Below are 13407 nucleotides of genomic sequence, written 5' to 3' on the forward strand. Positions count from 1 at the left end.
CGCGCCGGCCGTCAGCCCGTGACGGCGGCGGCGCTGCGGTAGGCCTGCGCTGCGTGGCGGGCGGGCAGGCGGTCGCCCTGGCCGAACAGCTTGTTCCGAAACGAGCCCGGCGCGTAGCCGGTCTTGTACAGGCCGCGGTCCTGAAGCTCCGGGATCACGACGTCGATGAAGTCGGAGAAGCTTTCCGGCACGACGATGCGGCTGAGGTTGAACCCGTCCACCTCGCCCTCCTCGACCCAGGATTGCAGCTCGTCGGCGATGGCCACGGCGTCGCCGGTCAACACCGCGTAGCGGCCGCCGAGGCCCATTTCCGAGAGTAGGTCGCGCTTGGTCAGCCCGCGCTTGGCCGCGGCCGCGGTGGCCGACTGGATGGCGTTGCCGGGGGCGTAGGAAATCGGCTCGTCGAGGCCGTAGCGGGAAAAATCGATGCCGGTGGAGGCGGAGAAGTGCGCGAGCCCGGCCTCGGCGCTGGCGTAGCGCATGTACTCGGCGCGCTTGTCCTCCGCTTCGGCACGGGTGCGGCCGGGGATGGCGGCGATGCCGATGAACACCTTCACGTCCTGCGGGTCGCGGCCCGCGGCGGCGGCCTCGGCGCGGATCGCGCGGACGGCCTCCCGGGCCGAGTCCTTGTCCCGCGCCGAGATGAAGACGCACTCGGCGTGCCGTCCCGCGAAGGCGCGGCCGCGGCCGGAGGCGCCGGCCTGGTAGAGGACGGGCGTCCGCTGCGGCGAGGGCTCGCACAGGTGGTAGCCGTCGACCGACAGGAACTCGCCGCGATGGGAGACCGGCCGGATCAGCGCCGGATCGCTGAACACGCGGGCCTCGCGGTCCCGGCGCACCGCCGCGTCGTCCCAGCTTCCCTCCCAGAGCTTGTAGAGCACCTCAAGGTACTCGTCGGCGTAATCGTAGCGCCGGTCGTGGGCCGGAAGCGCCTCGCCGCGGCCGCGGTGGGCGCTCTCGAGGTAGCCGGTGACGACGTTCCAGCCGACCCGCCCGCCGGTGAGGTGGTCCAGCGTCGAGAGGCGCCGGGCGAAGGTGTAGGGCGCCTCGGCGAAGACGTTGAGCGTGATGCCGAAGCCCAGGTGCTCCGTCACCGCCGCCATGGCCGGAACGATCAGCGTCGGGTCGTTCACCGGCAGCTGCACGGCCTCCCGCGCCGTCACGCCGATGCCGCCGCCGTAGATGTCGTAGACGCCGAGGATGTCGGCGATGAACATCCCGTCGAACAGGCCGCGCTCCAGAAGCTTCGCCTGGTCCGTCCAGTAGCGCAGGGTGTTGTACTCGGCCGAGCGGTCGCGCGGATGGGTCCACAGGCCGTGGTTGATGTGGCCGACGCAGTTCATGTTGAACGCGTTGAGCCGGATCTGCTTGGCGGCGCCTGTCATCGCGCCCGAAGCCTCCGCACCACGCTGTCGCCCGTGAACTGCACGAGGCAGACGAGGACGATCAGGATCGCGATCACCACCGACATCACGGTCGTGTCGAAGCGCTGGTAGCCGTAGCGGATCGCCACGTCGCCGAGCCCGCCCGCGCCGACCGCGCCGGCCACGGCCGAGGCGCCGATCATCGAGACGATGGTGATGGTGAAGCCGCCGACGATCCCCGGCAGGGCCTCGGGCAGCAGCACGTGGAGCAGGATGTGGCGGCGTCGGCAGCCGATGGATTGGGCCGCCTCGACCAGTCCCGGATCGACCTCTCGCAGCGAGACCTCGGCGATCCGCGCGAAGAACGGCGTCGCGCTCACCGCCAGCGGAACGATGGCGGCCCAGACGCCGATCGTGGTCCCGACGACGAGCCGGGTGAACGGGATCAGCGCGACCAGCAGCACGATGAAGGGCACGGCGCGGAAGCCGTTGACGACAACGCCCACGAGGCGGTTCGCCCGCGGGGCCGGAAAGATGCCGTTAGGCCCGGAGGTGACGAGGAACAGCGCGAGCGGGATGCCCGCCAGCACCGCGATCCCTGCCGACACGCCCACCATGAAGATCGTGTCGAACGCCGCCTGCCAGAGGCGGTCAATCATCTGCGGCGACATAGCCGATCCCCTCCACGGTTTCCCCGATGGCCCTCAGTCGGGCCTCCGCCTCCGTGCCCTCGGCGGCGATGAGCATGCGGCCGACGGCGTGCCCCTGGATGCGCTCGACGCCCGCCTGCAGGAGCCGGACCGTGCCGCCCGTCGCCGCGACGAGGGCCGACAGGTCGGGCGCGGACCGTCCGGAATAGGTGATCCGCAGCACGGCCTGCGCGCCCGGCACGGGATGCGGCAGGAGCCGCTGCGCCAGCTCGTCGGGCACGTCGCGGGTAAGCGGCGCGAGCAGCGCCCGCGTCGCCGGGTGCTCGGGCGCGCCGAACACCCGCCAGACCGGCCCGGATTCGGCGACCCGCCCGGCTTCCAGCACCAGGACGTCGGTGCAGACCTCGCGGATCACGCTCATCTCGTGCGTGATGAGGATGATGGTCAGGCCGAGCCGCCGGTTGATGTCCCTCAGCAGGCCGAGGATCGACAGGGTGGTCTCCGGGTCCAGCGCCGAGGTCGCCTCGTCGCAGAGCAGGATTTCGGGGTCGCTGACCAGGGCGCGGGCGACGCCGACCCGCTGCTTCTGCCCGCCCGAGAGGCGCGACGGGTAGGTGTCGGCCTTGCCCTCCAAGCCGACGAGGCGCAGCACCTCGTCCACCCGGCGCGCGATCTCCGCCGGCCTGATCCCGGCCACCTTGAGCGGCAGGGCCACGTTCTGCCGGACGGTCTTGGCGGACAGCAGGTTGAAGTGCTGGAAGATCATGCCGATGCGGCGGCGCAGGGCCACGAGGCCCGCCGTTCTCAAGGCCTCGATGGGCTCGCCGTCGACCAGCACCCGGCCCGAGGTCGGCTCCTCCAGCCGGTTGACGGTTCGGAGCAGGGTCGACTTGCCGGCGCCCGAGCGGCCGATGATGCCGAAGATCGCCCCGGACGGAACGTCGAGGCTGACGTCGTCCAGCGCGCGGACCTCGCCGCCCGCGGAGCGATAGGTCTTCGAGACGTTCTCGAACCGCACCGTGCCGGCGCCGCGCCGGGCTGCCTCGTCCCAGGCGGCGGGGATCACGTCCGCCGCGAGCCGGTTCGGCCTCGCCGAATCCGTCGCCCCGAGGCTGTCCAAGGCCAAGCTCACCATCGTCAGTTCTGCCACGCGAGCAGGTACAGCTTGTCGCTGTCGGCGAAGGATGTCTTGATCTGCTGCTTCACGGCCTCGGAGTTCTGGAAGATCTGGACGAATTTCCGGATCGTCGGGTCGTCCTTGCGGGCGGCCTTGGTGACGAAGCTTACGGCAAACAGCTTGTCCTCGATGCCGGAATAGATCAGCCCGCTCGTCGGATCGAAGGCGCCGGCGGCGACGATGAAATGCGGGTAGCCCTGGGCGAGGTCGACGTCGCCGGTGATCCGCACCAGCTGCGGCCCCTCGACTTCGGTGAATTTCAGCTTCTTCGGGTTCTCGACGACGTCGTCGACGGTGCCGAGGAAGCCGACGTCGTCCTTGAGCTTGATGAGGCCGGCCTTCTGCAGCAGCAGCAGGCCTCGGCCCTGGTTCACCGGATCGTTGGCGATGGCGACCTTGCCCCCCGCCGGGACCTGGTCGAGGCTCTTATGCTTGAGCGAGAACAGACCGATGTTCTGCAGGATGCCGAGCCCGACGATGTCGAACCGGTAGCCCTTCTGCTTCGACGCGTTCTCTAGGAAGGGGCGATGCTGGAAGAAGTTCAGGTCGATGTCGCCGGCATCGAGGGCGACGTTGGGCGTCGTCCAGTCGCTGAACTCGATCACCTTCACGTCGATGCCCTGCGCCTTCGCCTCATTGGCGGCGGCGGTGACGGCGTCGCTGTAGGCGCCCGGCACCGTGCCGATCTTCAGGGTCTCGGCCTGGGCGGCCATCGCGCCGACAGACAGGAGGGCGATGGCGAGGGTCTTCAGGAAGCGCATCGGTCGTGGACTCCGCTCGCCCGTTTCGGCGAGGACAGGGCAGGATGGGGCTGTCGAAGGGCGGGTGATGGCCGCGTCCGCGCCGGTCAGGACGGGCGGACGGGGACGACCGAGCCGCGGTAGCGTTTGCCGATGAAATCCGCGACCTCGGCCGAGGTCAGCAGGGTTCCGAGGCGCAGCACCCGGGGATCCTTCGCCAGGCCCTCGGTGGTGACGAGGACGTTCGCATACGGGTTGCCCTCGGCGCGTTCGAGCGCCAGCGCATCCCGCGCAGGCTCGAGCCCCGCTTCGAGCGCGTAGTTGCCGTTGATGACCGCGAGCGCCACGTCGTCGAGGGAGCGCGGCAGTTGCGGCGGGGCGATCTCGACGAAGCGGAAGTTCTTCGGGTTCTCGACGAGGTCGTCCACGGTGGCGTTCACGTCCGCCGCCTTCGCCCGCAGGCGGATCAGGCCGTTGGCCTGAAGCAGCGACAGCCCGCGGCTGGTGTTGGAGACGTTGTTCGACAGGGAGACGACGCCGCCGGCCGGCAGGTCCGCGAGCGCCTTGGCACGGCGGCTGTACAAGCCCAGGGGCTCGACATGCACCGCCGCGACGACGGCGAAGCGCATCCCCATGGCGGCTTCCTCAGAGCGTAGGAAGGGGACGTGCTGGAAGAAGTTGGCGTCGGCGTCGCCGTCACGCAGCAGGGCGTTCGGGCGCAGATCGCCCGAAATCTCGATGACCTTCAGCGGCAGGTCGGGGGCGAGCTTGTCGACGACGAACTCGAGGATCTCCGCATGCGGCAGCGAGGAGGCCACGACCCGCAGGGGCGCCGAGGCGGCGCGGGCCGGCCCGATGCTCAGGGCGAGGGCGCCGGACAGGAAGACGCGACGGGTCGATGCAGGCACGGCGCACGCTTTTCGATTGAATTTCGGTGACGAAGACTGGTCTTGGTATCTCGAAACCAAGGTTCCGCATCAAGAGCAGCGATTGCCGAATTTCGGCCCGTTCGAAGGGGATCGTCACCGTGTTTCGCGGCGCGAGGATAGCGATGTTCTCCTGGCCTGTTGTCGCGACGGGATTCACGCCGAGGCGGCATCGTCGCGCCGGCCGCGATCGCCTCCGGCGTGCCCGCGACGATGGGAGGGCCGACCCAGAAGTTAGCCGACTTTCCGACGCGCCTTGGAACGCCTCAGCTTGGTCTCGGGTTTTGCTGCCACGCACGCAGCCAACGGCAGTTCGGCCGAGCGTCACGGTCACCCGAGGGGTCGTTCGATGCTTGGCTGGTTTCGCGCCCTGATGCCGCGGGAAGACCGCTTCTTCGATCTCTTCGCGCGGCATTCCCAAACCTTGGTCGCCGGCGCGGAAGCCCTCCAGGGCGTACTGCAGGGCGGTGCGGAGGTTCCGCGTTACTGTCAGGTGATCGTCGACCGGGAGCAGGAGGCGGACGCCATCGCCGCCGAGGTCCTGCTGGCGGTGCGCCGCAGCTTCATCACCCCGTTCGACCGCGGCGACATCAAGGACCTGATCCAGTCGATGGACGACGCGATCGACCAGATGAACAAGACCGTGAAGGCGGTCCAACTCTACGAGCTGCGCGACTTCACTCCCCTGATGCGCGCCATGGGCGAGACGGTGATCGAGGCGGCCCGCCTCACGGCCGAAGCCGTACCGCTGCTCAATGCGGTGGGAAGCCATGCCGGGCGCATCAACCAGCTCACCGAGGCGATCACCCAGATCGAGGGCCACTCGGACGCGTTGGAGGAGCAGGGCCTGAAGGCGCTCTATCAGGCGCATCGCCGCGACGGCGGGGACGGCGACGCGATGGCCTACATGATCGGCGCGGAGATCTACGGGCACCTGGAGGACGTGGTCGACCGCTTCGAGGACGTCGCCAACGAGATCAGCGGCATCGTGATCGAGAACGTGTGACCGCCATGGAGGTCACCACCCTCGCCCTCCCCTACCTCGTCGCCCTGATCGCGGTGGCGCTGGTCTTCGACTTCCTCAACGGGCTGCACGATGCGGCCAACTCCATCGCCACCATCGTCTCGACGCGGGTCCTGCGGCCGCAATATGCGGTGCTCTGGGCGGCGTTCTTCAACTTCATCGCGTTCCTGTTCTTCGGCCTGCACGTGGCCGAGACGCTGGGGACCGGCATCGTCGACGCCGGGATCGTCGACCCGCAGGTGATCCTCAGCGCCCTCGTCGGCGCCATCGTGTGGAACGTCGTCACCTGGGTGTTCGGCATCCCGTCGAGCAGCTCGCACGCGCTCGTCGGCGGCCTCGTCGGGGCGGGCGTCAGCAAGGCGGGCCTCGGCGTCGTGGTCTGGTCGGGCCTGGGCAAGACGGTCGCGGCCATCGTGCTGTCGCCGCTCATCGGCTTCGTCCTGGCGCTCGTGCTCGTGCTCGTCGTGTCCTGGAGCTGCGTGCGGGCGACGCCGTTCGGCGTGGACAAGACCTTTCGCGTGCTGCAGTTCGCCTCCGCCTCGCTCTACTCGCTCGGGCACGGCGGCAACGACGCGCAGAAGACCATGGGCATCATCGCGGTGCTGCTCTACTCGCAGGGCCGGCTGACGGGCGACTTCCACGTGCCGCTCTGGGTGGTGCTCGCATGTCAATCCGCGATGGCGCTGGGCACGCTGTCGGGCGGCTGGCGCATCGTGCACACGATGGGATCGCGGATCACCCGGCTGAACCCGACGCAGGGCTTCTGCGCCGAGACCGGAGGGGCCATCACGCTGTTCCTGGCGACGTGGCTCGGCGTGCCGGTCTCGACGACGCACACGATCACGGGTGCGATCATCGGGGTCGGCGCCGCGCGGCGGACCTCGGCGGTGCGCTGGGGACTTGCCGGCAACATCGTCGTGGCTTGGGTCGTCACCCTGCCAGCTGCGGCCGGCATCTCGGCGGCCTGCTACGCGCTGACCCGGCTTTTTTGAGCTGAGAAGCCGAACGCACGGTGCTCATCCGCGGTCGAACGGTTCACCGGAACGCTTTCGACGACGAAAGCGGCTCCGGCACCACCGCGTCCGTTCGCGTCGTCCAGGCGTGACCGGCCATACCGGCCAGCATCGCGAGCACGAACACGACGACCGGCAGGCCGCCGATCGACAGCGCCGCGACGGCCGGGCCGGGACAGAAACCGGACAGCCCCCAGCCGATCCCGAACAGGGCGGACCCGCCGACGAGGGCCGGATCGATCCGGCGGTTCGTCGGAATTTGGAAGCGTTCGTCGAGGACCGGCCGCGGCAGGCGGCGGGATAGCAGGTAGCCGAGCGCCGAGACCGTGACGGCGCCGCCGAGCACGAACATCAGGCTCGGATCCCAAGGTCCGGTCACGTCGAGGAAGCCGCGGACCCGCACCGGATCGAGCATGCCGGAGAGCGACAGGCCGAGACCGAAGACCAGGCCCGCGGCGAGCCCCGCGAGGATGCGCCAGAGGCCGATCACCACGACACGCCCGAGGTCGGCATCAAAGTGCGCATCAGCGCCACCGTCGCCATGCCGGCCGCCAGGAAGGTGAGCACGGCGACGAGCGAGCGCGACGAAAGCCGCGCCAACCCGGCGACGCCGTGGCCGCTGGTGCAGCCCGAGCCGAGCCGGGTGCCGAACCCGACGAGGAGGCCCGCGACGACGAGAACCGGCAGGGAGGCGACGATCCGCATCTCCGGCCAGGCCCCGGCGAGCCAAGCGAAGGCGGGTGGCCCGAAGAGCAGCCCGGCGACGAAGGCGGCGTCCACGCGCCGGCGCTCGCCCCTGTCGGTGCCGAGGCCGACGACCAGGCCGCTGATCCCGGCGATGCGGCCGTTCAGCAGCAGCAGCATCGCGACCGAGAGGCCGATGAGCGCGCCGCCGGCGAGCGCGGGGAGAAAGGCGCTCATGCCCGCACGCCGCGCCGAGGCGCCGCGCGCACGGCCGTGTCGCCGCGGCACGCAGCCGATAGGCGGCTTTCGACAAGGGACTTCATCATCCGCGGGGGTTCCGGCCGACCGGAAATGCCGACATCTCCTCCGGCCTATCGCGCCCCTGGAACGGAAACAAGGCTTGCAATCGAGGTTCGCATCGCTAATTATCCAATTCAAACAATTACTTAACGGAATATTCATGCTGCTGGACAGGGCTTCCGCCACGCAAAGCTTCTCCGATTTCGACGCGACGGAGGACATGGACTCTCCCGCCCCTTCGGTCGCGGATCGGCCTCGCCGGCCGGCGGCGAATCGGACCGCACGGGCCGATTCCATCGTCGAGGGCGACCAGGTGATCTTCGCACGGCTCGACGTGGCGGAAGCGCTCGGCATCTGGCGCCATGCGCTGGGCCGCGTGGTCGAGACGCATGCGGAGGCGCCGGCGGCGAGCCTCACCCTGGACGTGAAGTTCGACGGCCACGAGACCCTGCACCGCTACCTGCCGGATCTCTTCAAGAAGCAGGCGGCGTGAGGATGCCTTTCGAATCGAGGATCGTCGCGTGAGTCTCGGCGCCATTTTGGAGGCGCGCTCCGCCCTGCCGCAGGCGCCGCTGCGGACGACGAGCCGAAGCACCTCCGTCGACGCCGTCTGGCAGGAGGTCCGTCGCGAGGCGGAGGCGGCGCTCGTCGAGGAGCCGCTCTATGCCGGCATCATCCAGGCGACGGTACTCGACCAGCGCAGCATCGCGCAGGCCTTCGCCTACCGGCTCGCGCATCGGCTCGGCGACGGCGACCTCTCCCGGCTGGCGATGCGCGACCTGTGCCTGGCGGCATTCGAAGCCGACCCGCATGCGGGCGCCCACGCGGTGCGCGACCTCGTCGCCATCCGCGAGCGCGACCCGACCTGCCGCCGCTATCTCGATCCGTTCCTGTTCTACAAGGGGCTGGCGGCGCTGGAGGGCTACCGCGTCGCGCATTGGCTCTGGCACCAGGGCCGGGCGACGCTGGCGCTGCACGTGCAGAGCCGGATCTCGGAGGTGTTCGGCGCCGACATCCATCCGGCGGCGCGGATCGGTTCGGGCGTGTTCATCGATCACGCCACCGGCGTGGTGATCGGCGAGACCACGGTGATCGCCGACGACGTCTCGATCCTCCAATCCGTGACCCTCGGCGGCAACGGCAAGGAAAGCGGCGACCGCCATCCCAAGATCGAGCGCGGCGTGCTGCTCAGCGTCGGCGCCAAGGTGCTCGGCAACATCCGCGTCGGCGAAGGCGCCCGGGTCGCCGCCGCCGCGGTCGTGCTGCACGACGTACCGGCCCACACCACCGTCGCCGGCGTGCCCGCCCGGGTGGTGTCGAAGCTGCCGCGCAACGAGGAGCCGGCGCAGAGCATGGACCAGTTCTTCGGAGACGGGATCTGACCCGACGATGATTCGACTTGGGCGCCGTTGAAGGCTGCCGCCCGATCTCGGCGGAATCAAAGGTCGCAAAGGCCGGCCACGCCACTCGTGACCCGGGAAGAGGCGCAAGGCCGCGCGGACCGGCTCCGCCGCACGGGACGCCGTTGAAGAGGATTTCCCGTCGAACCTCGCGTTCGGAGCGTAATTTCTAGAATTTCATTCTCTCGAGATGCCCTTTTCCAGAAATCGTCCTCATCATACGGTCGATAGACAGGAAGCGATACTGCAGCGCTCCACAAATTCGGAATATTCTTCTATTGACGATGCGTCGCAGTCGAGGCTAGACCGTCATTCTATCCCGATGCTGCATAGGTTTCGCAACGGCATGTAAAGCATTCGATTTCTTAGCCGAGCGTGCTTGCTCTCAACGCAGCGTTAATGCGGCTGATCGATCGCGCCTGTTCTTCAGAGGGCGCGACACAATTCAAAAACAAAGTGGGGACGACCGGACATGAGCGGACAAGGACTGAGCGTGGGCGCATCGGCAGCACGCAATCTATCGACCGCGACCGTCACCTCGGTCCAGAACCTCGCGAACACCCCGCGCTGGCTCCTGCGGCTGCTGCCCTTCGTCAACGTGGACGGCGGCGTCTACCGCGTGAACCGGCGCGCCGTGGTGCTGGCCAAACCCGGCCGCATCGACCTCGCCACGGACGGCAACGCCCGCACGATCAGTCCCGCCTCGCTCCGCGCCGTGCCGGCGTTCAGCCGCCTGGGCGACGCCGAGCTGTCCGCGCTCGCCGGCAAGTTCGCCGAGAGCCGGCACAACGCCGGGGAGACGATCTCGGAAGGCGGCGCCGGCGACCGCAGCCTGACCGTCGTCGCCGACGGCACCGTCGAGCTCTCGCTGTCGGGCCCGTACAAGAACCGCCTGCGCTCGGGGCTGGCCACCCGCGGCGACTTCTTCGGCGACGAAACCCTCGTCGGCGACGGCCAGCCCGCACCGGCCGTCAAGGCGCTCTCGGCGGTGACGCTGCTGACCCTCGACCGCGCGGCGCTCGACGACGACGCGGTCAAGAACCGCATCGCGCACTATGTCGAGGAGCGCGACCGCCTGAAGGGCCACACCAACAGCCACGGCGAGCAGGGCATCGAGCTGCTGGCCGTGCACACCGGCGCGCCGCGCCTGCCGACGACCTTCGTCGACTACGAGATCGATCCGCGCGAGTACCATCTCTCGACGATCCAGACGATCCTCAACACCCACACCCGCGTCACCGATCTCTACTCGAACGAGATCGACCAGCTCCGCGAGCAGATCCGCCTGACGGTGGATGCCGTGAAGGAGCGCGAGGAGTGGGAGCTGCTTAACAACTCCGAGTTCGGCCTCCTCAACGAAGTGGGCGGGCGCCAGCGCATCCCGACCCGCTCGGGTCCGCCGACCCCGGACGACCTCGACGAGTTGCTGACCCTCGTCTGGAAGAAGCCCGCCTTCTTCGTCGCCCACCCCCGCGCCATCGCCGCCTTCGGCCGCGAGGCCACCCGCCGCGGCGTGCCGCCGGTCGTGGTGCACCTGTTCGGCGCCCCGTTCCTCACCTGGCGCGGCGTGCCGCTGGTGCCGAGCGACAAGCTACCGATCGACGTCGACCCGGCCACCGGCGCGCAGACCACCTCGATCCTGCTGCTGCGCGACGGCGAAGGCGAGCAGGGCGTCGTCGGCCTGCAGAAGTCCGGCGTCACCGGCGAGATCGAACCGGGCCTGTCGGTGCGCTACATGGGCACCAACGACCATTCCATCGCCTCGCACCTGGTGACCCGCTACTTCTCCGCTGCGGTCCTGGTCGAGGATGCGATCGCACGCCTCGATAACGTGCTGCTCGGCAACTACCATGACTACGCCTGAGGCCGGCGCGTTGAGCACGTCCGCCATCGGCATCCCCACGGGCGACAGCGCCGCGTCCCTAGCCCACGCCGACCTCGTCGGGCGCCTCGCCCGCGAGATCTACGGCCAGGGGCAGGCGGCGTCCGCGCCGTTCGCCCCGTCGCCGCCGGCCTCGCCGCAACTGCCGCAGGGCCTGGAGAGCCTTCCCCAGGGCCCCGGACAGCCCTCGCTGCCGGGTGCCGGCCTCGGCACCCCCTCGGCGGCGTCGGGATTCCAGCCCGACGCCGCCAGCCTCGGCGCGCGCAATGTCGGCGGCCCTGCCGCCGGGATTCTGGGCCTGACGGGGCCTTCCGCGGCGAACCCGTTCGGCGGGACGCCCGCGCCCGCCGGCGCCGGCTTCCTCGACACGGCGACGATCCCGTCGGTGCATCCGCTCGCGGACCCGCTGGCGTCGCAGCGCGGCGTTCCGTCAGCGCGGCACGGCCTGCCGGAATTCTTCGTGCCGAGCCTGCCGGACGTGGCCGCCTTCCTCCCCGGCGGACCCGACCTGCATCGGCGGGTCGCGGCGGATCATCCGCGCGCGAACGCCTTCGCCAGCGCCGTCGCGCCGAGCCTCGTGCCGGCCGACCCGTCGAAGGCCGGCGTCGACATTGCCCAGGAGAACTTCCAGCGCACGGGCCGCCCTTCCGGCGACCCCGTGCGGACGGTGAAGCATGGCGGCGACCAGCCGTTCACGTCGGGCGACTATTACTTCCTGACGGGATCGCCGCGGAACGCCAAGCCGCACGCCAAGCTGCAGGCCGCGCCCCGCGTCGAGCCTTCACGGCATCACGGCCCGGTTCCGCGGGTTACCTCGACCCCGTCGAGCCTGGTCGGCGCCCCCTTCGACGTCGAGCGTGTCCGCAAGGACTTTCCGGCCCTTCACCAGAGCGTGAACGGGCATCGGCTGGTCTGGCTCGACAACGCGGCGACCACGCACAAGCCGCAATCGGTCATCGACGCGACCTCCGAGTTCTACGCCCGCCACAACTCGAACATCCACCGGGCGGCGCACACGCTGGCCGCCCGCTCCACCGACCTGTTCGAGGGCGGCCGCGAGAAGGTGCGCCGCTTCCTCAACGCCCCATCGAAGGACGACATCGTCTTCGTGCGCGGCACCACCGAGGCGATCAACCTCGTGGCGAACTCGTACGGACGCGCCAACATCGGCCCGGGCGACGAGATCATCGTCTCGACGATCGAGCATCATGCCAACATCGTACCCTGGCAGCTGCTCAGCCAGGCCACCGGCGCGACCCTGCGCGTGGTCCCGGTCAACGATCGCGGCGAGATCATCTTCGAGCAATACGCGGCCCTGCTCTCAGGGAGGACCAAGATCGTATCGGTGACCCACGTCGCCAACGCGCTCGGCACGGTGAACCCAGTCCGCGAGATCATCGCGCTGGCCCACGCCTACGGCGTGCCGGTGCTCGTGGACGCCGCGCAGTCGACGCCGCACATCCCCATCGACGTGCAGTCGCTCGATGCCGACTTCGTGGTCTTCTCCGGTCACAAGGTGTTCGGGCCGACCGGCATCGGCGCCCTCTACGGCAAGACGCACCTGCTCGAGGCGATGCCGCCGTGGCAAGGCGGCGGCCACATGATCGAGGACGTCACCTTCACCAGGACGGTCTACAAGGGCGCGCCCGAGAAGTTCGAGGCGGGCACACCCGATATCGCCGGCGCCGTCGGCCTCGGCGCGGCGCTCGACTACCTGGAGAGCGTCGGCCTCCCGGCCATCGCCGCCTACGAGCACGACCTGCTCGACTACGCGCAAGCGGGTCTCGCCGACATCAAGGGCCTGCGCCTGATCGGCACCGCCCGCGAGAAGGCCAGCGTGATGTCCTTCACGATCGAAGGCCAGGCGAACGAAGCGGTGGCCCACCATCTCGACCGCCACGGCGTCGCCGTCCGCTCCGGCCACCACTGCGCCCTGCCGGCGTTGCGACGCTTCGGCGTCGACCAATCGATCCGCGCCTCGCTGGCCTTCTACAACACCCGCGAGGACGTGGACGTCTTCCTCCAGGCTCTGCACCGCCTGGCGCGGCACTAGCGGGTCAAGATTTCCGTTGCTGCAGCTTGCTTGATCGAACGAGACGTCGATGCCATTAATCTGGCACCGGCATCTCGCCGTTTCACGCGTCTATCCATTGACTTTTTGTACCAATAAATTCGACTTGATCAATAAATCGATCGAAACATAAATTCAATGTCGATTTGTTATATCAAAACCAAGACGTAATATAT

13 protein-coding genes are annotated in these 13407 nt (G+C 69.1%); 6 read left to right on the plus strand and 7 right to left on the minus strand.

What is annotated here, in order from left to right; translation table 11 throughout:
* Nucleotides 1-11: 11 nt before the first annotated feature.
* The 5 genes from FV234_RS19965 to FV234_RS19985 all read right to left on the minus strand — a co-directional run bounded on the left by FV234_RS19965 (nucleotide 12) and on the right by FV234_RS19985 (nucleotide 4839).
* Nucleotides 12-1385: an LLM class flavin-dependent oxidoreductase gene (locus FV234_RS19965; RefSeq protein ID WP_147831229.1), complete on the minus strand. Its 1374-nt coding sequence runs from the start codon at nucleotides 1383-1385 to the stop codon at nucleotides 12-14.
* On the minus strand, nucleotides 1382-2035 hold the full coding sequence (locus FV234_RS19970) for a methionine ABC transporter permease (RefSeq protein WP_147750651.1): 654 nt from the start codon (nucleotides 2033-2035) through the stop codon (nucleotides 1382-1384). The genes FV234_RS19965 and FV234_RS19970 overlap by 4 nt, the downstream gene beginning before the upstream one ends.
* Nucleotides 2016-3164 (minus strand): ATP-binding cassette domain-containing protein, encoded by a 1149-nt coding sequence (locus FV234_RS19975; RefSeq protein ID WP_246686243.1) that lies wholly within the window; start codon nucleotides 3162-3164, stop codon nucleotides 2016-2018. The genes FV234_RS19970 and FV234_RS19975 overlap by 20 nt, the downstream gene beginning before the upstream one ends.
* Nucleotides 3152-3952: a MetQ/NlpA family ABC transporter substrate-binding protein gene (locus FV234_RS19980; RefSeq protein WP_147831233.1), complete on the minus strand. Its 801-nt coding sequence runs from the start codon at nucleotides 3950-3952 to the stop codon at nucleotides 3152-3154. The genes FV234_RS19975 and FV234_RS19980 overlap by 13 nt, the downstream gene beginning before the upstream one ends.
* A gap of 86 nt (nucleotides 3953-4038) precedes the next feature.
* Nucleotides 4039-4839, minus strand: a complete 801-nt coding sequence (locus tag FV234_RS19985) for a MetQ/NlpA family ABC transporter substrate-binding protein (protein ID WP_238272572.1) — start codon at nucleotides 4837-4839, stop codon at nucleotides 4039-4041.
* A gap of 367 nt (nucleotides 4840-5206) precedes the next feature.
* Here FV234_RS19985 and FV234_RS19990 point away from each other — a divergent pair, with 367 nt between their 5' ends.
* A complete protein-coding gene (locus tag FV234_RS19990) occupies nucleotides 5207-5863 on the plus strand; it encodes a DUF47 domain-containing protein (RefSeq protein ID WP_147750649.1) in 657 nt (218 codons plus the stop codon).
* 5 nt (nucleotides 5864-5868) lie between these two features.
* Entirely contained in the window at nucleotides 5869-6873 is a 1005-nt protein-coding gene (locus FV234_RS19995) for an inorganic phosphate transporter (protein WP_147750684.1), read from the plus strand.
* A gap of 43 nt (nucleotides 6874-6916) precedes the next feature.
* Here the strand turns inward: FV234_RS19995 and FV234_RS20000 are convergent, their stop codons facing one another.
* Together FV234_RS20000 and FV234_RS20005 are read right to left on the minus strand one after the other, a co-directional pair.
* Nucleotides 6917-7387, minus strand: a complete 471-nt coding sequence (locus FV234_RS20000) for a YeeE/YedE family protein (RefSeq protein WP_238272570.1) — start codon at nucleotides 7385-7387, stop codon at nucleotides 6917-6919.
* Nucleotides 7381-7815: a YeeE/YedE family protein gene (locus tag FV234_RS20005; protein WP_147831235.1), complete on the minus strand. Its 435-nt coding sequence runs from the start codon at nucleotides 7813-7815 to the stop codon at nucleotides 7381-7383. The genes FV234_RS20000 and FV234_RS20005 overlap by 7 nt, the downstream gene beginning before the upstream one ends.
* 358 nt (nucleotides 7816-8173) lie before the next feature.
* On the opposite strand from FV234_RS20005, the gene FV234_RS20010 reads away from it, so the two are divergent.
* The 4 genes from FV234_RS20010 to FV234_RS20025 all read left to right on the plus strand — a co-directional run bounded on the left by FV234_RS20010 (nucleotide 8174) and on the right by FV234_RS20025 (nucleotide 13213).
* Complete coding sequence (locus tag FV234_RS20010) at nucleotides 8174-8371, plus strand: hypothetical protein (RefSeq protein WP_147750683.1); 198 nt, start codon at nucleotides 8174-8176, stop codon at nucleotides 8369-8371.
* A 43-nt stretch (nucleotides 8372-8414) separates the two neighbouring features.
* Nucleotides 8415-9260 carry a serine O-acetyltransferase gene (gene cysE, locus FV234_RS20015; RefSeq protein WP_147750682.1) on the plus strand — a complete coding sequence of 282 codons (846 nt, stop codon included), beginning with the start codon at nucleotides 8415-8417 and terminating at the stop codon, nucleotides 9258-9260.
* 490 nt (nucleotides 9261-9750) lie between these two features.
* Nucleotides 9751-11142, plus strand: a complete 1392-nt coding sequence (locus FV234_RS26970) for a family 2B encapsulin nanocompartment shell protein (RefSeq protein WP_147831237.1) — start codon at nucleotides 9751-9753, stop codon at nucleotides 11140-11142.
* Nucleotides 11129-13213: a family 2A encapsulin nanocompartment cargo protein cysteine desulfurase gene (locus FV234_RS20025; RefSeq protein WP_147831239.1), complete on the plus strand. Its 2085-nt coding sequence runs from the start codon at nucleotides 11129-11131 to the stop codon at nucleotides 13211-13213. Before FV234_RS26970 ends, FV234_RS20025 begins: the two co-directional genes overlap by 14 nt.
* Nucleotides 13214-13407 lie beyond the last annotated feature (194 nt).

The sequence above is a fragment of the Methylobacterium sp. WL8 genome, from assembly GCF_008040045.1.
GTDB classification, from domain to species: domain Bacteria; phylum Pseudomonadota; class Alphaproteobacteria; order Rhizobiales; family Beijerinckiaceae; genus Methylobacterium; species Methylobacterium cerastii.